The organism is Rheinheimera faecalis, from assembly GCF_021290965.1.
GTDB classification, from domain to species: Bacteria; Pseudomonadota; Gammaproteobacteria; order Enterobacterales; family Alteromonadaceae; genus Pararheinheimera; species Pararheinheimera faecalis.
In genome coordinates, this window is sequence record NZ_JAJOYT010000005.1 from 197,613 (window position 1) to 213,938 (window position 16,326).

General features: G+C 46.7%; 17 protein-coding genes. 9 read left to right on the plus strand and 8 right to left on the minus strand.

Going from position 1 to position 16,326, the window contains the following annotated elements:
• Nucleotides 1–77 precede the first annotated feature (77 nt).
• The 4 genes from LSG34_RS11095 (at nt 78) to LSG34_RS11110 (ending at nt 2,815) form a co-directional block, all read left to right on the plus strand.
• Nucleotides 78–671, plus strand: a complete 594-nt coding sequence (locus tag LSG34_RS11095) for a DUF4412 domain-containing protein (protein WP_233009164.1) — start codon at nt 78–80, stop codon at nt 669–671.
• Between the two features lie 2 nt (nt 672–673).
• Nucleotides 674–1,942 (plus strand): hypothetical protein, encoded by a 1,269-nt coding sequence (locus tag LSG34_RS11100; protein ID WP_233009165.1) that lies wholly within the window; start codon nt 674–676, stop codon nt 1,940–1,942.
• A gap of 111 nt (nt 1,943–2,053) precedes the next feature.
• A complete protein-coding gene (locus tag LSG34_RS11105; RefSeq protein ID WP_233009166.1) occupies nt 2,054–2,485 on the plus strand; it encodes a cupin domain-containing protein in 432 nt (143 codons plus the stop codon).
• Complete coding sequence (locus tag LSG34_RS11110; protein WP_233009167.1) at nt 2,486–2,815, plus strand: YceK/YidQ family lipoprotein; 330 nt, start codon at nt 2,486–2,488, stop codon at nt 2,813–2,815. It begins immediately after the preceding gene.
• Here LSG34_RS11110 and yjeH read toward each other — a convergent pair.
• On the minus strand, nt 2,799–4,043 hold the full coding sequence (gene yjeH, locus LSG34_RS11115) for an L-methionine/branched-chain amino acid transporter (RefSeq protein WP_233009168.1): 1,245 nt from the start codon (nt 4,041–4,043) through the stop codon (nt 2,799–2,801). The two genes, LSG34_RS11110 and yjeH, sit on opposite strands and share 17 nt — an antisense overlap.
• Nucleotides 4,044–4,172: 129 nt before the next feature.
• Between yjeH and LSG34_RS11120 the strand changes: the two genes are divergently transcribed.
• On the plus strand, nt 4,173–4,601 hold the full coding sequence (locus LSG34_RS11120) for an Lrp/AsnC family transcriptional regulator (RefSeq protein WP_233009169.1): 429 nt from the start codon (nt 4,173–4,175) through the stop codon (nt 4,599–4,601).
• Here the strand turns inward: LSG34_RS11120 and LSG34_RS11125 are convergent.
• From LSG34_RS11125 to LSG34_RS11135, 3 genes are all read right to left on the minus strand, one after another.
• Nucleotides 4,585–6,045 carry a diguanylate cyclase gene (locus tag LSG34_RS11125; protein ID WP_233009170.1) on the minus strand — a complete coding sequence of 487 codons (1,461 nt, stop codon included), beginning with the start codon at nt 6,043–6,045 and terminating at the stop codon, nt 4,585–4,587. The genes LSG34_RS11120 and LSG34_RS11125 overlap by 17 nt on opposite strands.
• 150 nt (nt 6,046–6,195) lie before the next feature.
• A complete protein-coding gene (locus tag LSG34_RS11130) occupies nt 6,196–6,732 on the minus strand; it encodes a glycine zipper 2TM domain-containing protein (protein ID WP_233009171.1) in 537 nt (178 codons plus the stop codon).
• 232 nt (nt 6,733–6,964) lie between these two features.
• Entirely contained in the window at nt 6,965–7,225 is a 261-nt protein-coding gene (locus tag LSG34_RS11135; protein WP_233009172.1) for a GNAT family N-acetyltransferase, read from the minus strand.
• A 77-nt stretch (nt 7,226–7,302) separates the two neighbouring features.
• Here LSG34_RS11135 and LSG34_RS11140 point away from each other — a divergent pair, with 77 nt between their 5' ends.
• Nucleotides 7,303–8,058 (plus strand): substrate-binding periplasmic protein, encoded by a 756-nt coding sequence (locus tag LSG34_RS11140; protein WP_233009173.1) that lies wholly within the window; start codon nt 7,303–7,305, stop codon nt 8,056–8,058.
• 186 nt (nt 8,059–8,244) lie between these two features.
• On the opposite strand, the gene LSG34_RS11145 is transcribed toward LSG34_RS11140, so the two are convergent.
• The gene (locus tag LSG34_RS11145; protein ID WP_233009174.1) at nt 8,245–9,585 is read right to left on the minus strand and encodes an NAD(P)/FAD-dependent oxidoreductase; all 1,341 of its coding nucleotides are present in this window, start codon (nt 9,583–9,585) and stop codon (nt 8,245–8,247) included.
• A gap of 90 nt (nt 9,586–9,675) precedes the next feature.
• Here LSG34_RS11145 and LSG34_RS11150 point away from each other — a divergent pair, with 90 nt between their 5' ends.
• Nucleotides 9,676–10,242, plus strand: a complete 567-nt coding sequence (locus tag LSG34_RS11150) for a GNAT family N-acetyltransferase (protein ID WP_233009175.1) — start codon at nt 9,676–9,678, stop codon at nt 10,240–10,242.
• A gap of 268 nt (nt 10,243–10,510) precedes the next feature.
• Here LSG34_RS11150 and LSG34_RS11155 read toward each other — a convergent pair whose 3' ends face one another.
• Nucleotides 10,511–10,774 (minus strand): hypothetical protein, encoded by a 264-nt coding sequence (locus LSG34_RS11155; RefSeq protein ID WP_233009176.1) that lies wholly within the window; start codon nt 10,772–10,774, stop codon nt 10,511–10,513.
• A gap of 294 nt (nt 10,775–11,068) precedes the next feature.
• On the opposite strand from LSG34_RS11155, the gene LSG34_RS11160 reads away from it, so the two are divergent.
• Entirely contained in the window at nt 11,069–12,313 is a 1,245-nt protein-coding gene (locus tag LSG34_RS11160; protein ID WP_233009177.1) for an NRAMP family divalent metal transporter, read from the plus strand.
• A 173-nt stretch (nt 12,314–12,486) separates the two neighbouring features.
• Complete coding sequence (locus LSG34_RS11165) at nt 12,487–13,770, plus strand: cation:proton antiporter (RefSeq protein ID WP_233009178.1); 1,284 nt, start codon at nt 12,487–12,489, stop codon at nt 13,768–13,770.
• Nucleotides 13,771–13,830: 60 nt separating this feature from the next.
• Here the strand turns inward: LSG34_RS11165 and ilvN are convergent, their stop codons facing one another.
• Together ilvN and LSG34_RS11175 are read right to left on the minus strand one after the other, a co-directional pair.
• Entirely contained in the window at nt 13,831–14,322 is a 492-nt protein-coding gene (ilvN, locus tag LSG34_RS11170) for an acetolactate synthase small subunit (protein ID WP_233009179.1), read from the minus strand.
• 1 nt (nt 14,323) lies between these two features.
• Nucleotides 14,324–16,063 carry an acetolactate synthase 3 large subunit gene (locus LSG34_RS11175; protein WP_233009180.1) on the minus strand — a complete coding sequence of 580 codons (1,740 nt, stop codon included), beginning with the start codon at nt 16,061–16,063 and terminating at the stop codon, nt 14,324–14,326.
• Between the last annotated feature and the right edge of the window lie 263 nt (nt 16,064–16,326).

The window sequence follows — 16,326 nt, forward strand, 5'->3', positions numbered from 1 at the left end:
TAAGGTCGGGCGCTCTGGTGGTCGGGGAATTCTCTTTGCAGTGGCTGGACTATTGATCAATACAAAGGACAGAAATAATGAACAAATTACTATGGCTACTGCTGAGTCTATGCTCTGTTTTTGGGCTTAGCGCCGAAACTTTACCTGTAGCTTCAACTGAATACAGCGCCGAGCGAACTATATCCAGCGAGATGGGCGACATGCAGCAAAAAGTGTTTCATTCGTTTGGCAAAGAGCGGATAGAGATGCAGATAGAAGGCATGCAAACCGTGATGATTTCCAGACCGGACTTAGGCAAATTCTGGAACCTGATGCCGATGTTTGAAATCTATATGGAAATTGACGCAGCTAAAGCCAGTGAAATGACGGGACAAGTGCCTGACGATATGACGATTGAAAAAGTGGGGACAGATACAGTCAATGGTATAGCGACCACCAAATACAAAATGCTGATGAAAGATAAGTCAGCTGGTGGCTTTATCTGGCTGACCGCAGAGCATATCCCATTACAAATGGACTTTATCAGCAAGGAAGGCAGTGAAAAATCACGTATTAAAATGAGTATGAGCAATTTAAAACTGGGGAAGCAGGATGCTGTTTTGTTTGAATTGCCAGAAGGCCTGAACCCCATGCCAGGTATGGACGCTATGATGGACGGTTTGGGGAATTGAATATGAACTACAAAACCAGAGTTTTGTCCTTGTTGGGCATGCTGATACTGAGCCCGTTCAGTTGGGCTGATTGTGTGGCGGATATTACAGCGGCAGAAGCGCAGGATTTTTTTGATAAAGGCCGTAAGTTGCAGGACAGAGGTCAGGACGCTGTGGCGTTAAACAGCTATGTTCGTGCTCAGGGTTATGTATGTGATGCTGGGGGGAATCCAGTGCTACGCCAGGCTCTGGAGAGAGCCGCAATGCTGGGTAAAAAAAATGGTGCTTTAGCTGAGCAAAAAAAGCACTGGTTTGATGAAAGTATCAGTCATTATGGAGCTTTCCAGTGGTATGAAAAATCAGGCTATTTTGCCAAAGCTGACCATGCGTTAGTGCAGGCATTAAAGCTGGACCCGGCTAATCGCCAGTTGTCAGCCACAGCACAGGAACATTTCCGCCACAGGTCGATGGATTATTTTGGCCGTAATAGCACAGATTTAATTAATGTGACCGAACCCTATCAAATGTCACAGCCACATTTTGAGTATGTTGCAGCGCTACCGGCAGAAAATATCAGGCTGTTATTACAGCAACAGTCTGAGCTGGTTCCAAAGCAGTATCTGGAGGAGCTTACCGCTCTTTCTGATGCTCAGGATGATTTGCGATCTACTGATTTAGTCGGGCAAATGAGACTGCAGCAGCAAGCCAAAGCTTTCTCCGATAAATGGTTTGATAAAGGGTTGGAAGCTTCTGAAAAAAGTTTTTATCTGGCCCATGAATGGACCAGGCAAATGCTGGATTATGCTAAGGCTGAGCAATTAAAGCAGCAAATTACGGCAGAACAACTGAAGTTGGCGGACTGGTTTAGCCGTGATTATGCCCAAAGTCATGAAGTGTTAAGGGTGGCGCTGAGTTTTTATCTGCAGGCTGACCGCGCCGATCTGGTGCAAAAAGTCCGGGTACAAGCTGTAGCTTCTGGTGATAAAGCGATGGCAGCTCACCACTATCAGCGTGCCAGTCAGTTTTACAATCTCGCTGAGCAGGATGAAAAAATGGATTTAGCCGAACAAAAACTGGCTGAGCAACGTGAGCAATTGAGTCAGCTAATGGCGGGACAAAGCCAGCAGCAAATTGATGCAATGAAAGCTCTGGCCAATGATCCGGAAAAACTCCAGGCTATGCAGCAGAATGCGCTGAAATTGCAAAAAGAGTTGGAACAAAAACAACAACAACAGCAGCAGAAGTTTGGTGAGGAAACCGACACTTTAGCAGAGGAGTTAGGTATAAATTAAAACCTTGAGGCGTCGAAAAGCAGGAAGTTATTTTCGATGCCCTTTGGTCTTTTTGTGATTTGTTTTTGTCCGGCTACACTTCATTCCATCTGTCATAACAAGGAATGAAATATGAAAAAAATGCTCGCCTGCAGCTGTATTTTCTCTTTATTTACCAGCCCCATGTTATCCGCTATCGAAACAAGCGCTGCTGTAAAAGTCACTCCTGTATTAAAAACCAGCCAAAGCTGGGACGGTGCTTTATTAAAATATCCGCAGGGTCAGGCTGAAATTACCGGTGTCAGAATTGAAATAGCGCCTGGTGGCGAAACTGGCTGGCATTTGCACCCTGTACCTTCCTTTGGTGTAGTAGTGCAGGGCCAGTTGGAAATAAAGTTAAAAAATGGTAAAACTAATGTGGTTAAAGCGGGGGATGCTTTAGCTGAGGTGGTTAATACAGCCCATAGTGGCAAAAACATTGGCACTGAGCCAGTGCAGCTGCTGATTTTTTATGCCGGTGCTGTAGGGCAGGCAAATTCAGAGTCGTTAACAGAAGGAAACTAAATGCGGCAAACCATTAACTATCTTTGCTTGTTCACTTTGGTTTTAACAGGGTGTGGCTCCGTAAGAACTCTGGCGCCAGACCAAGGCAAAGTGAAAATCAGCTATAACGACAAAAGAAGTTATTGCCAGTCTATCCCGCGTATTTATAGCGGCGTGGCGCATAACTTCTGTCAGCTCTATGGTGAACCGGACAAAACCAGCTATAGAACAGCGGCAGAGTTCCCGTTTTGGGCGACGGACACTGTGCTTTGTGCTGTCACCGATACCTTAGCTCTGCCTTACACTGTCACCCGGCAAATCAAGGATGGTTCACTTAAAGTGGTACGCTAAGACGTTGTTTTTTCTGTTGCATATAAAGCAAAGGCCAAATCAGGGCAATCAACAGCAGGGCATACAGCATGTGCTCTGCTATAGCCACAGCAAGCAGCAGGCACAACGCTAAACTGACCAGACTTACGGCTTTGTAGCGGTCTGGCAGTAGTTTGTAAGCAGCGGCCATGCTGACCAGATAAATCACTACAAAAACTCCGTTAACCCAACTGATTAAATCTTCCAGTTGTTGGCCGCTGAACCAGGTCAGTAACAACACTGCAGCCATAGCGCTGATAATAGCTGTGAGTGCACGTTGTGGCATCTGATGGCGGTTTTTCTGCTGAAAAAAAGCAGGAGTAATACCTTGTTCACTAAAACTGGCTAAAGATCGGGCGACACTGGCGGTATACACATTGACTGTCGCTATGCCGCTGCAAAAACCTAAAACACCAAGCACCAGTTCACCATAACCACCTAACAACTGATTAAAAACGCCAATCATAGCGACTGGATGACCTGATCCCATCAGTAGCACTAAGTAGCTACAGGCGATATAAATAGCACCAACCACCAGACAACCACGAAGAAGCGCAGGCAATAAATCTTTGCTGGCGTCCCTGAAATCATTGGCCAGGTGGGTCATGGCTTCAACGCCTAAAAAGCTCCAGAAGGCGATAGCACAAGCTGCAGCCAAAGCACTGCCATTAAAATCAGGCAAAGAGGGCTGTTGCAGGTTTTGCGGTTGCAGCAGGCCAAAGGCCAGTAAGAGCAGCAGTACAACCGAAATAATTAGCAAAGTTAAACCAAACTGCAGGCGGGCGGAGAGTTGTAAGCCCCGGTAATTCAGCAGCCACAATAAGCCCAGCAGACTCAATTCAACCGGCAATCGCCATTGCTGGGCTTGAGGTATTAAAGGCGCGATAAATTCAAAGGTAATCATCAGTGCAGCGGAGGCGCCAAGCGGTACCACCAGCAAAAACATCAGGCCAAGAATTCGGCCTGTCAGTTCTCCAAAAGCTAAAGCTGCAAAGTGTGCAGGCCCTGTGGCATGAGGAAAACGGCTGGCTAACAAACCAAAAGTAAAAGCCAGCGGCAATACAGCAACAGTAAGTAATAACCAGGCCAGCAAAGCCCATGGGCCAGCTACAGCCACTGTCATTTGCGGCAGAATAAATACTCCGGTGCCTAGTAAAGTGGTGGCCATCAGTGCCGCACCTTGCCAGCGTCCAATTCCTTTGTGTGACATAGTTTTTCTCTTCGATTAGGGCTGGTGATATTCTAATAAAAGCCCAAGCGACAAACTGCGGTTTTCTACCGTGAAAATGCAGGCCTATCAATAAAAACAGCGGCAAAATGCCGGAGTGCGTATACCCATATGGATAAATTTGATCAACATATTCTGGCCGAACTGAAAAAAGATGCGCGGCAAAGTGTGTCGACTCTGGCTGAGAAAGTCAGTTTGTCGCGCAGTGCTGTCTCCGATCGTATTAAGCGGCTGGAACAAAAGGGCGTGATCCGCGGCTATCAGGTGCTGCTGTCTGAATCACAAAAAAGCGCGGTGTCGGCTTACTTTGAAATTCAGCATCGTTGTGGTCGTTGCGCTGATGTGATGCATGTGTTTCGCGCCATTCCTGAAGTGATGACTTGTCATGGCATCAGCGGTGAAATGGATTTATTGGTCTATGTAAAAACAGAGTCGATGCAGCGGCTGCATGAAATCCGGGAGTTATTGGATGCCGAACTGGACGTCATTAAAATTCGTACCCATGTGGTGATGAGTGAGTGGATTAATAATCTGGGCTAGTGGGCACGGTGATCTCGGATCGAACTGCGCAGTTGCGGCCTGCGTCTTTGGCCTTGTATAGCGCCTGATCGGCCAGTTCGACTAAGTTTCGGCTATCCATAGTGGCAGGTGGTATGTCGCAGTACCAGCCAATACTGACAGTGCAATGGCCCTGTTGATGGTTGAGTCGGACCTGATGCTGTTCAAGGCGTTGCAGAAAATCTTCCAGTAATTGCTGCATCGTTTCTGCGTCACTGCCGACACTGACCAGAATGAATTCCTCGCCGCCATATCGCACCAATAAGTCGTCTTTGCGCTGAAACTGACTCTGGCAAAGCTCTGCGAAGTCTTTTAAGCACTGGTCACCGAAGTTATGCCCGAGTGTGTCGTTGATGTCTTTAAAGTGATCCAAATCCATCATCGCCAGAGTTAATGGTAATTGCTGTCGTTGGCACAAAGCCAAAGCCTGTTGCACCCGGGGTTCAAAATATTGCCTGTTGTACAACCCCGTTAAAGGGTCATGCTGGCTGAGTTGTTCCAGCCTTGTATTGGCTTCAATCAGGGCCAAATTGAGTTTTTTCAGCTTCAGGTAGCTGATGCTGACCACTGAAATCAGCAAAACAAAGGCCGCCAGCATTTGCCAGAATAATTCATAGTCAAACCCCTGCTCGTAACGAATCGCCAGCCAGTGATTGTTGATTTGCTGTTTTTGCTCCGGACTGATCTGCAGTAGCAGTCTGTCAAAAATTTCCAACAGCATTGGGTCATCATTACGGCAAGCCAGACTGAGCAGCGTATCTTCGGCCAATCGCCCTGCTATTTTCAGGTTGGTGATGGAGTTTTTTTGTAAGCTGTAGCTAATACTGCCCATATTGCCGAGCATGCCGTACAAGTGACCTGCCTGTACTTGCAACAGCCCTTGTTCGTAGTCGTGAAAAGGCACCAGCTGCAATTGCGGATAACGTTGCTGATAGAGCTCAAGGGTGCCAAAGCCGGCTCTTATACCTACAGGAGAAGAGGTTGGAATATCTGCTACTGAGCGGATAAAAGCTTTGTCTTTGGTGGTGACTACGACATTAGGGACTTCCAGATAAGCTTTGGTAAAGATCAGGTATTCAAGGCGGGAAGGGGTGGGCATGGCCAGAGTAAGCAAATCACAGTGCCTGTCTTTGGCGGCCTGCAACGATGCTGGCCAGTCGGCAGTAGGGTATAACTCCAATGGTACCGGCAACATGCGTTGTAACAGACGAATATACTCAGCTGAAATACCCGTATGTTTGCCTTGTTCAGAGAGCGCTTCAAAAGGCAGCCAGTTGGGGTCAATACAATAAGTGACTTTGCCTTTTTGTTTCAGGTGCGCAATCTGAGCGTCAGACAACAAGGATTCTGCTACTGCAGACCAGCTTGCCAGCCAGAGACTCAGAAAAATAACAAAACCCGAACTTTTGAAGCGTACCGCTGACATGAGATAAGCAGCCCAGTGTGATAGCACATGCTCTTTTAGCACCATAGGTCTGGTTTGGATAAGCCGCAAGGAAAACAGAAAAATATAAGGAAGGTGTTTCTGAAGTGGTAACGTATAGAAACAAAAATGCCCCATCAAGGGGCATTTTTCTTAGTTGGCGCTTGCTGTCAGCAGCTGGCCATCTTTTACCGGAATACGCTCTGCCGGTTCTTCATCTAAACGGGTTTTGTGGACTTTACCGTCCAACAGGTAAGTTACGTCGTAACCAACCACTCGTTGTTCTTTTTTCTGTACTGTTTTACAAACGCGGCGTGTAGTACTTTCTACATCCTTGTTCTGCATATCGTTCTGCACTTGTTTACCGGCGTAACCGCCAGCTGCAGCACCTGCAACAGTCGCAATCTTTTTACCAGAACCGCCACCAACCTGGTTACCCAGTACACCACCAACCACAGCACCTAAGACTGTACCTGCAATTTGATGCTGATCCTGTACAGCTTTTTTCTGCTGCACTATCTGATCGGTACATTGTTCAACCGGAACGTTGTAGCTTTCATACACAGCTTTGCTGGCCACTACTTCGGCATAGTCCGGTTCTTTGTCTAAATAACTGTAGCCTGCCATAGAGCCTAAAGCAGTAACGGCGATACCACCTACTACTAAACCTGCAATAAGAGACTTGTTCATGATGCACCTCAATTAACTGTTATAAAGTTCGATTGCCTTTGGCAATGAAGTTGACAAGAGTGTAGACGCTTCAAGCTGTACTCAAACTGAATCGTTATAACCTTCGTTCTTGAAGCCGCAACTTTGTTACCTGCGATATCTCGCCCCAGTCACATAGGACTACTATGCTCCTGGGGGCTCGCTCTCTTGTCGCCGCGCTGCAGCACCAATTACTTTGGTTATAGAAAATGTTTCACTTCTTTAAAAATGGTTGTACATAAGAGCAACTGGCCTGCATTTCATAGCCTTGTGCTTTGGCCCAATGGATGCCAGCGTCCACCAATTGTCGGGCTAAACCTTGGCCTCTGGCGCTTTCTGGAACATAAGTGCGGTAAAAGTTGATTTTCCCGCTGTTTGGGTCAAGGCTATATAAAAGTTCTGCCTGTTCGTTTAGCCACTGAATCACAAACCGCTGCTCTTGAGGGGAATGTTTAATCTCAACTGATGGTGACATAAAGCTCAGCCTTTACTGGTTATGAAGGATCTGATTCAGACTAAACTTTTTCTACTGGCTGGTATAGAGGTAAACACATGAGATGGTTGTTGGTGTTATGTCTCGTCTTTAGTTTTACTGTTGTGGCTAAAACACAGCTGACTATTCTGGTTGGCCTGGATAAACCGCCTTATATAGATTTAAACGACAGTTCAGGTTATGAGCTGGATTTATTGCGGGCGCTCAGCAAAAAAATGGGTTATGAAGCAGTTTTTCTGCATGTGCCTAATGCCAGAATTAAAGGGTTAATGCTGGAAGGCAGAGCCGATATTGCTACTTTACAAAAGCCTGATCCGGAACAAAAAGAGTTATATTATTCACAACCTTATATTAGGTATCAGAACGTAGCCGCCAGTCTGTCGTCAAAAAGCTTGCAGTTGCATCAGTTGGAACAACTCAAATCTTACTCTGTGGTGGCTTTTCATAATGCCCGTACTTTGTTAGGTCCTGAATACCAGAAGCCGGTTCGTCTGGTGATGAATTATCAGGAAGTGGCGAATCAGAGTCAGCAATTGCAAATGTTATTATTGGAACGCTGTGACGTAGTGGTGATGGACAGGAATATCTTTTATTACTACGCCAAGGCGGCAGGGCATAGTATGCAACCTTTTGATTTAGCTGCTGTGTTCAAGCCCAGTTTATATAGTGCGGCGTTTAAGAATGAGCGGTTGCGAGCTAAGTTTGATAAGGCTCTGGCTGAAGTACAGCAAGAGCCCATTTTTACTCAGCTGCAGCTGAAGTATTTTTCTGAAGTGAATCAGCAGCTTCAGGAGTCTCAGAGCCAGCTTCACTAACTTCTGTCTGAGATTCTTCCGCTTTTTGTTTCAAGCGGATGGAGTTTTTCACCAGAATGTTTTTCTTTTGTTTGGCTCTTTTACTGATTTTCTTTTTTAATGCTTTGCTTGAACTCATGATGTCTTTTCTCACTCCGGATATGGCCGCTAGTTTACCTTAGTCTCTCTATATACCCAAGGGGAGAGCTATAACCAGCGATCTTTAACCATGCCATAGTGGAAATATCCCCACTGACCTAAACGACGCAAAGCAGGTAGTGGAAACTTCGGTAAAGCATTCTGGTACAACGGAATGGCAGGCAAAGGGACTCCCATTAAACGTTCCGCTAATCGTTTGCCGGCCTGGACTGAAAACGTCAGGCCACTGCCACAATAACCCATGCTGTACAGCACATTGCCTTTATCATCAGCCTGCGCCAGGTGTGGAATATCGTCCAGAGTCATACAAATCCAGCCTGACCAGCTGTAGTCGTATTTTAATGATTGCAAAGCCGGAAAACTGAGTTTTAATACTTCAAGCAAACGTTTGGCGAAATAAGGGTCTTCAGCACCCTGACCTGTAATAGCGCCGCGGCCACCAAACAAAATTCTGTTATCGGGTAATTTGCGGTAGTAATACTTAAGCGCACGGGTATCCATAATGACTTGCGAGGTTAGAAAGTTACAGGCAGCCAGTTGAGCTTCAGACAACGGTTCGGTGACAATAATTTGCGATAACACCGGCAAAGTTCTGGATTGCACAGCGCTGTGCAGCAGCTTAGGTGTATAACCATTGCTGGCAATCACTACTTTTTTCGCTCTGACATTGCCTTGCGGTGTGATTAACAGTTGGTGTTCGCCATCTTGTTGCCACTGAGTGACAGGGCTTGCACTATAAATTTTAGCGCCAGATTTTTGCGCCAGTTGCTGATAACCCCAGGCTAGTTTTAATGGATTAACCCCAAAACCATCATAAAAACGTAAGGCGGCGTAGGCATGCTGATCGGCGACAAATTTTTGTTGTAACTCATCACGGCTGAATATCTCCACCTGGTAACCAAATTCTTTTTGTAACAAGCTGGCTTGTTGGTGCAGGGTTTTGATCATGGACGGTTTATGCGCCATACGTAAATAACCCGCTTCTTGTTGGTCGCAGTCTATGCCTGTGGCGATCAGCGATTTGACGGTTTCAAGCCCAGCGCAAAATTCGTTATAAATACCGTGCATAGCGGCTTCGCCATACTGGCTTCGCATGACTGAATAGGGTTTTCGGCCAGAGGATTTCAGCACAAAACCGGCATTACGACCACTGCAGCCCCAGGCTGTTTGATTGGCTTCCAATACCACAGCCTTGACACCATGTTCAGTCGCCAGATGATAAGCGCAGGACAAGCCGGTATAACCAGCGCCAATAATAGCGACATCTACCGTCAAATCCTGTTGCAGCTGACCATCATCGGCAGGTGCAGTGCCTGAATGATCCGCCCAGTAGCTATTTGGGTATGGTTGTCCCTGGCCAGGATGGGGGTCGATAAGCGGGTCGTACATCCGTTTTTCCTTTTGTCTTACGACTATATTGTATTGGATGAAGTTTTTAGTGATCATGGCAAGAACCACTGAAAAAACCAAGAGTGTTTTATGTTTTCCATCGCTATTCAGTACCGCCAGCTGCAATTGCAGGACTATGCGGCTTTGCTGCAATTAGCCAATCAGGTGCATGGTGATGGTTATCTGGATCAACAGTCCTTGGCTTATTACCATCAGTTAAGTATTAAACAAGGCATAGATGCCAGCTTTGTGGCTTATGCCGATCAGCAGCTGGTGGGGTTTCGTTTATGCTGGGCTGCTGGACAGTGGCAACCTGACCAATGGTGCAGTACAGAGCTTTGGCAAAGCGCTGTGGCCGATACCAGCTATTTTAAATGCAATACCATAGCGCCACTTTGGCAGGGTCGGGGTGTGGGCGGTGAGCTGATGAATCGCTCTATAGCTGCATTAAAACAGCAAGGCGCAAAAGCCGGTGTGGCACATTTATGGCGGCAAAGCCCGGGTAATGCTGCAGTGAAGTATTTCAGTAAACAGGGTGGCCAACTGGTAAAAATCCATCCGGATAAATGGCGGGAAGACAGCCATAACGGTTATGAATGTGTGCGTTGTGGTTTTGATTGTCGCTGTGAGGCTGCCGAGATGATTATCTATTTCTGAAAATCCTGCGTCCCTGGCGCCGCAGCGGCGTTGACTGCTCTCGCTCACCCCAAAAATTTTAAAAAGGACAGCTTGGTATTACGAGAGCTTTCTCGCTTCCATCCAATGTCACATAGGATAACTATGTTCATGGGGATTCACTCGTTTGTTGCCTTGCTGCAACACCAATGCCTTTGGATTTTATTCCAGATTTTATTCTGCGTCCCTGGCGCCGCGGCGGCACGGGTTTATCTCCGCCCGTCCAGTATCCAATTCGGTGCCAATCAGATTATTCTGTCACCCATGGCATTTCCGGCAATAAGGCCAGATGTTCGGTGTAACGCTGCAGATTAAAAGCTTCGTTGCGTTCAATCACCGCCTCCATTTCTGGAGCCAAAGCGCAGGCCATTAATTCCAGCGCATCTTCTCTGCTATGGCCCGTCATGCAGAGACGCATCAGGGTTTCTTTCACTTGTTTTGGATTATTATCGGCCAGTTGGTTTTCCAGCACTTCAAAAATAATTTCCTGTGCTTCTAAATGTTCTTCGTTCATGGCACTTTCCTCAGACGTTATTTAGGTATTACCCAAAGTAATTGGAGTTGCAGTGAGGCGACAAGTGCGGGAGACCCCAGGAGCATAGTTAACCTATGTGACTGGGGCGAGAGCACGCAGGCAACAAAGCTGCAGCTTCAAGTACGAAGGGTATATGCGCGCAGCATGCCAGAGCGCAGCCAATGCGGCAAGCCGAAGGACCGACCTCTGAAGTTTTTACGCTGGCCTGATGGTGTTCCGCTTTGGCTTTGGCTAAGCTGGGCCACGACTTTTTAAACATAAAAACAAAAACTTATGCAACAGGGATATTCGTCAAACTGGCACAGCAGGCTAAAAGCTTTAGGGCCAGGAATTTTATTGGCTACTGCCGCTATTGGTGGCTCACATATTGTCGCTTCCACTCAGGCTGGGGCTTTGTTTGGCTGGCAACTAGCGGTGCTGATTTTGCTGGTGAATGTGCTGAAATACCCCTTTTTCCGCTTTGGTGTGGAATACAGCCTGCAAAGCGGTGAAACCTTACTTGAAGGTTATAAAAAACAAGGCCGGGGTTATTTATTAAGTTTTGTCTGGCTGAATTTAATAGCTGCTGTGGTCAATACGGCAGGGGTATTGTTGCTGACCGCCAGCTTGTTGCAGTTTTTTATGCCTGTGCAGTTGTCCTTGACGGTGCTTTGCCTGATCTTGCTGGCAGTCTGTTTGCTGATTTTGTTGGCGGGCCAATACAAGTTGCTCGACAGGGTGTCGAAATGGGTGATGGTATTGCTAACGATCACCACTGTGGCTGCGGCCATTATTGCCTTTAACAAAGGTCCAACTGCTGCACCGGATTTTATTGACCCTTCGCCATGGCAGTTGATGTATTTGGGCTTTTTAGTGGCGCTGATGGGCTGGATGCCTGCTCCTATTGAAATTTCCGCTATTAACTCGTTGTGGTTGAAAGCCAAACAACAGCATACCCCTGTCAATAAACAGGATGGTTTGTTTGATTTTAACTTAGGCTACTGGAGTACCACTGTATTGGCATTGGTCTTTTTGGCTTTAGGTGCTTTGGTGCAATATGGCTCGGATCAGAAAGTTGAATTAGCAGGTGCAGCTTACACCAACCAGTTTGTTTCGATGTATGCCAGCACTATAGGCGATTGGTCAAAGCTGTTAGTAGCTTTGGTGGCCTTTCTTTGTATGTTTGGTACTACGCTGACCGTATTGGATGGTTATGCCCGTACTATTAACGAATCCTTTCAACTCTTGGGCTGGCAAAAAGCAGAACGGAAAAATAGCTACAACCTTTGGCTGCTGGCACAGGCGGCTTCTGGTATGGCGGTGATTTTATTTTTTAAATCTGCTTTGGGACCTATGCTGACTTTTGCCATGAGTCTGGCTTTTGTTACTACTCCTATTTTTGCCTGGCTGAATTACCGCCTGATGCGGGGCCAGCAAAAACATCTGATGCAGCCCTGGATCCGCTTATTATCCTGGTTAGGTCTGACCTATTTATTTGGTTTTGCCTTGCTGTTTATTTGGTGGTACCTGAGCAAATAAAATATGCATACAATCATTCACTTAAGCTGAACTTACACAAATCCGCTTGCGCTGGTTTAAACCGCTCTGTAGTCTCGAATTCAGAGACCGGTTTAAACTGGCGGCACGGCAAATAAACTCAACCTTTTCCCCTGTAAAACATCAAATCAACAATATAAGTAAAAGAGAAACTTATGAACTCATGGGAATTTGTGGGCACCTTTTTGCTGCAACTGGCCGTTATTCTGGTCGCAGCGCAAGTCTTTGGTTATCTGGCTCGTTTTATAGGTCAGCCGAAAGTGGTTGGCGAAATGATCGCTGGTGTTGTACTAGGACCTTCATTATTTGGCCTGTTCTGGCCTGAAATACAACAACAAATATTCCCTGCCGACACTATGCCTGTACTGTATTTTGGTGCTCAGCTTGGGGTGGGTTTGTATATGTTTTTAGTCGGGCTGGAGTTTAATACCAACTTGTTTAAACAGCAGGCCCGCAGTGCTATAGCTGTCTCTTTGGCTGGCATGTTAGTACCCTTTACCGTTGCTGCTTTGTTGTGTTTATGGCTGTTGGATATGCCGGGTTTATTTGCTGCCGATATTTCTTACGGCAATGCTGCGTTGTTTTTAGGTGCTGCTATAGCTATTACCGCTTTTCCTATGTTGGCCCGCATTATTTATGAAAGAGGTTTGTCCGGTACTTCTTTAGGTGCTCTGGCTTTGGCTGCTGGTGCTATTGATGATGCTGCCGCATGGACTGTGATGGCCGTGGTACTGGCTAGTTTTGGTGGTGGTGCTTTGTTGGCGGTGAAAGCTGTAGTAGGTGGCGTAGCTTATGCCACCTTAATGTTTACCAAAGTCACTGGCTGGTTACAGCCTTTGGCTGATCGTATTGAAGCCAAAGGTGAAATGAGTTGGGGCCAGTTTGGTTTTCTGCTGGTGTTGTTTGCGATGTCTGCTTATTCGATGGAATGGGTCGGGCTTCATGCAGTCTTTGGTGGCTTTATTTTAGGCATCGCCATGCCACGGGGGGCCATAGTGGAACACTTACGTAAGCGCCTGGAGAAAATCACTATTTTTGTATTATTGCCGATGTTTTTCACTTACTCAGGCTTAAAAACCCAGCTGACTATTTTGGCGGATTGGGACGTGATGTCTGTGGCTTTAGTGATACTGGCAGCTTCAGTTTTTGCCAAAGGCATAGCTTGCTGGGCTGCTGCCCGTTTAACCGGCAGTGACAACAGAACCGCTATGGCTGTTGGCGCTTTAATGAATGCCCGTGGCCTGATGGAGCTGATAATCATCAATATAGCGCTGAAATTTGGCGTAATAGAACCTGCGTTGTTTTCTATTATGGTGCTGATGGCGATAGTCACTACACTAATGGCCACTCCACTGTTTGAGTTGGTGTATGGGCGGCATATGAAGCAGAAAGTTGTAGAGAAAAGTGCTGTATCAGCACAGGTTGTAAGTGAGAGCTAGTGTCATAAAAATAATAAAGCGGACCATAGTCCGCTTTATTAAATAAAATAAAACCAGTTGTTACAAACTTAAAGTACGCTCACCGCGGGAAATACCAGAGACACCACTGCGCACTGTCTCCAGTATTTGGGTGCCGTTTAAGGCCTGAATAAAAGCTTCCAGTTTGTCTGAAGTGCCGACTACCTGAATGGTGTAGGTATTAGCTGTAATATCAATAATCTGACCACGGAAAATGTCTGCGCAGCGTTTTACTTCTTCGCGTTGCTCTGCCGTGGTTTTGACTTTGACCATCATCAGTTCACGTTCGATATGAGCCGACTCACTTAAATCAGCCAGTTTGACGACTTCAATCAGTTTATGCAGCTGCTTGGTGATTTGTTCTATCACCTGATCATCACCACGGGTCACCAGCGTCAGACGCGAGATAGTCGGATCTTCTGTTGCCGCTACTGTGAGTGAATCAATGTTATAACCACGCTGGGCAAATAAACCTACTACGCGGGCTAAAGCGCCGGACTCGTTTTCCAGCAATACAGATAAAATATGCCGCATCTTAAGTCCGCTCCGTTTTGCTTAAAAACATTTCATTCATGGCGCCGCCAGGTATTTGCATTGGATAAACATGCTCTGTTGGATCGACATGAATATCTAAAAACACCAGCTTGTCTTTGAGGGCAAAAGCGCGCTCTAACGCAGGCTCTAATTCTTCGGCTTTGGTGACACGAATACCCACATGGCCATAAGCTTCGGCGAGTTTCACAAAGTCAGGCAAGGAATCCATATAAGAGCTGGAGTAGCGACTGTCGTAATTCATATCCTGCCACTGTTTTACCATGCCTAAATAACCGTTATTCAGGTTAATAATTTTGACGCCAAGGCCATACTGTTTGCAGGTGGACAGCTCCTGAATATTCATTTGAATAGAGCCTTCGCCTGTCACGCAGACCACTTCAGCATCAGGGTAATGCAGCTTGACGCCCATAGCGGCCGGTAAACCAAAACCCATGGTGCCGAGGCCACCTGAGTTGATCCAGCGATTCGGTTTATCAAACTTATAATACTGAGCAGCAAACATCTGATGCTGGCCTACGTCTGAGGTGACATAAGCATCGCCCTTGGTGTGACGGTGCACAGCTTCAATCACGGCCTGAGGTTTTAAATGCGACGGGCTTTGGTCATACCGGCCACCATGCACTTCACGCCATTGTTTGATTTGTTGCCACCACTGGCCTAAAGCTTCTTTATCCAATTCGCCTTTGTTTTTCTCCAGCTGATGCAGCATTTCCTGCAATACAGGCTTCACTAAACCGACAATAGGAATATGCGCATTGATGGTTTTAGAAATACTGGCCGGGTCAATATCGATATGAATAATGGTGGCGTTAGGGCAGAATTTTTTGGTGGCGTTAGTGACGCGATCATCAAAACGCGCGCCTACCGCAAAAATCACATCGGCGTTATGCATCACCTGATTGGCTTCATAACTACCGTGCATGCCCAGCATGCCAATAAACTGTGGATCGGACGCAGGATAAGCGCCCAAGCCCATTAAAGTATTGGTGACCGGAATATTCAGCTTACGGGCCAGCACTGTCAGCTCTTCTGAAGCCTGACCTAAAATCACGCCGCCGCCGGCATAAAGCACAGGTTTTTTCGCCGCTAACAAAGTCGTCAGCGCTTTTTTAATCTGGCCCGGATGGCCTTTAGCGTTCGGGTTATAAGAGCGCAGCTTGATATCTTTTGGATAGTCGTATGGGAATTTTTGGCTTGGAATCGTCATATCCTTTGGAATATCCAATACCACAGGACCTGGCCGGCCGCTTTGCGCTATATAAAAGGCTTTTTTGACTAAATACGGAATATCTTCGGGGCGACGCACCGACATATTGTGTTTCACAATAGGGCGGGAAATGCCCAGCATATCGGTTTCCTGAAAGGCATCGTCGCCAATCAGATGGCTCATCACCTGACCACAGATCACCACCATAGGAATTGAATCCATATAGGCAGTGGCTATGCCGGTAACAGCGTTAGTAGCACCAGGGCCAGAGGTGACGAGCACTACACCAGCTTTGCCGCTTGCTCTTGCGTAGGCGTCCGCCATATGGGTCGCGGCTTGCTCATGGCGGACCAGCACGTGTTTCACCTGATGCTGTTGAAACATCGCATCGTAAATGTGTAACACGGCACCGCCGGGGTAACCATAGACATACTCAACGCCTTCGTCAGCTAAGGCGCGGATCAGCATGGCTCCACCAGACAGCAGTTCTGGTTGGGTGTTTTGGCTTGTCATTGTTCAGGTCTCATAGTTTGCACGTGCGAACTTCAAGCCCTATTGCGGGCGCAATTGAGCTCAAAGCAAAAATCACTGCTCAGCTTGCGCAGAACAGCATAATTTCTTTTACGTGGACGGACAGAGTAAGGGGTCTGTCAAAACTATGTGCCTGTATACCTTGAGGTATGGATCCGACTCAGTGGTCGTTTTTATATTTTATTTAGCAGGCTTGATGGCTAATTTAAGGGAAGTAGCTTTGAAAGTCGACCGCTTTTTCTGGT

What these genes read in the sequence shown, in the direction of transcription:
- LSG34_RS11095 (WP_233009164.1), top strand. Translation starts at nt 78, where the DNA reads ATGAACAAATTACTATGGCTACTGCTGAGTCTATGCTCTGTTTTTGGG.
- LSG34_RS11100 (WP_233009165.1), top strand. Translation starts at nt 674, where the DNA reads ATGAACTACAAAACCAGAGTTTTGTCCTTGTTGGGCATGCTGATACTG.
- LSG34_RS11105 (WP_233009166.1), top strand. Translation starts at nt 2,054, where the DNA reads ATGAAAAAAATGCTCGCCTGCAGCTGTATTTTCTCTTTATTTACCAGC.
- LSG34_RS11110 (WP_233009167.1), top strand. Translation starts at nt 2,486, where the DNA reads ATGCGGCAAACCATTAACTATCTTTGCTTGTTCACTTTGGTTTTAACA.
- yjeH (WP_233009168.1), bottom strand. Translation starts at nt 4,043, where the DNA reads ATGTCACACAAAGGAATTGGACGCTGGCAAGGTGCGGCACTGATGGCC.
- LSG34_RS11120 (WP_233009169.1), top strand. Translation starts at nt 4,173, where the DNA reads ATGGATAAATTTGATCAACATATTCTGGCCGAACTGAAAAAAGATGCG.
- LSG34_RS11125 (WP_233009170.1), bottom strand. Translation starts at nt 6,045, where the DNA reads ATGTCAGCGGTACGCTTCAAAAGTTCGGGTTTTGTTATTTTTCTGAGT.
- LSG34_RS11130 (WP_233009171.1), bottom strand. Translation starts at nt 6,732, where the DNA reads ATGAACAAGTCTCTTATTGCAGGTTTAGTAGTAGGTGGTATCGCCGTT.
- LSG34_RS11135 (WP_233009172.1), bottom strand. Translation starts at nt 7,225, where the DNA reads ATGTCACCATCAGTTGAGATTAAACATTCCCCTCAAGAGCAGCGGTTT.
- LSG34_RS11140 (WP_233009173.1), top strand. Translation starts at nt 7,303, where the DNA reads ATGAGATGGTTGTTGGTGTTATGTCTCGTCTTTAGTTTTACTGTTGTG.
- LSG34_RS11145 (WP_233009174.1), bottom strand. Translation starts at nt 9,585, where the DNA reads ATGTACGACCCGCTTATCGACCCCCATCCTGGCCAGGGACAACCATAC.
- LSG34_RS11150 (WP_233009175.1), top strand. Translation starts at nt 9,676, where the DNA reads ATGTTTTCCATCGCTATTCAGTACCGCCAGCTGCAATTGCAGGACTAT.
- LSG34_RS11155 (WP_233009176.1), bottom strand. Translation starts at nt 10,774, where the DNA reads ATGAACGAAGAACATTTAGAAGCACAGGAAATTATTTTTGAAGTGCTG.
- LSG34_RS11160 (WP_233009177.1), top strand. Translation starts at nt 11,069, where the DNA reads ATGCAACAGGGATATTCGTCAAACTGGCACAGCAGGCTAAAAGCTTTA.
- LSG34_RS11165 (WP_233009178.1), top strand. Translation starts at nt 12,487, where the DNA reads ATGAACTCATGGGAATTTGTGGGCACCTTTTTGCTGCAACTGGCCGTT.
- ilvN (WP_233009179.1), bottom strand. Translation starts at nt 14,322, where the DNA reads ATGCGGCATATTTTATCTGTATTGCTGGAAAACGAGTCCGGCGCTTTA.
- LSG34_RS11175 (WP_233009180.1), bottom strand. Translation starts at nt 16,063, where the DNA reads ATGACAAGCCAAAACACCCAACCAGAACTGCTGTCTGGTGGAGCCATG.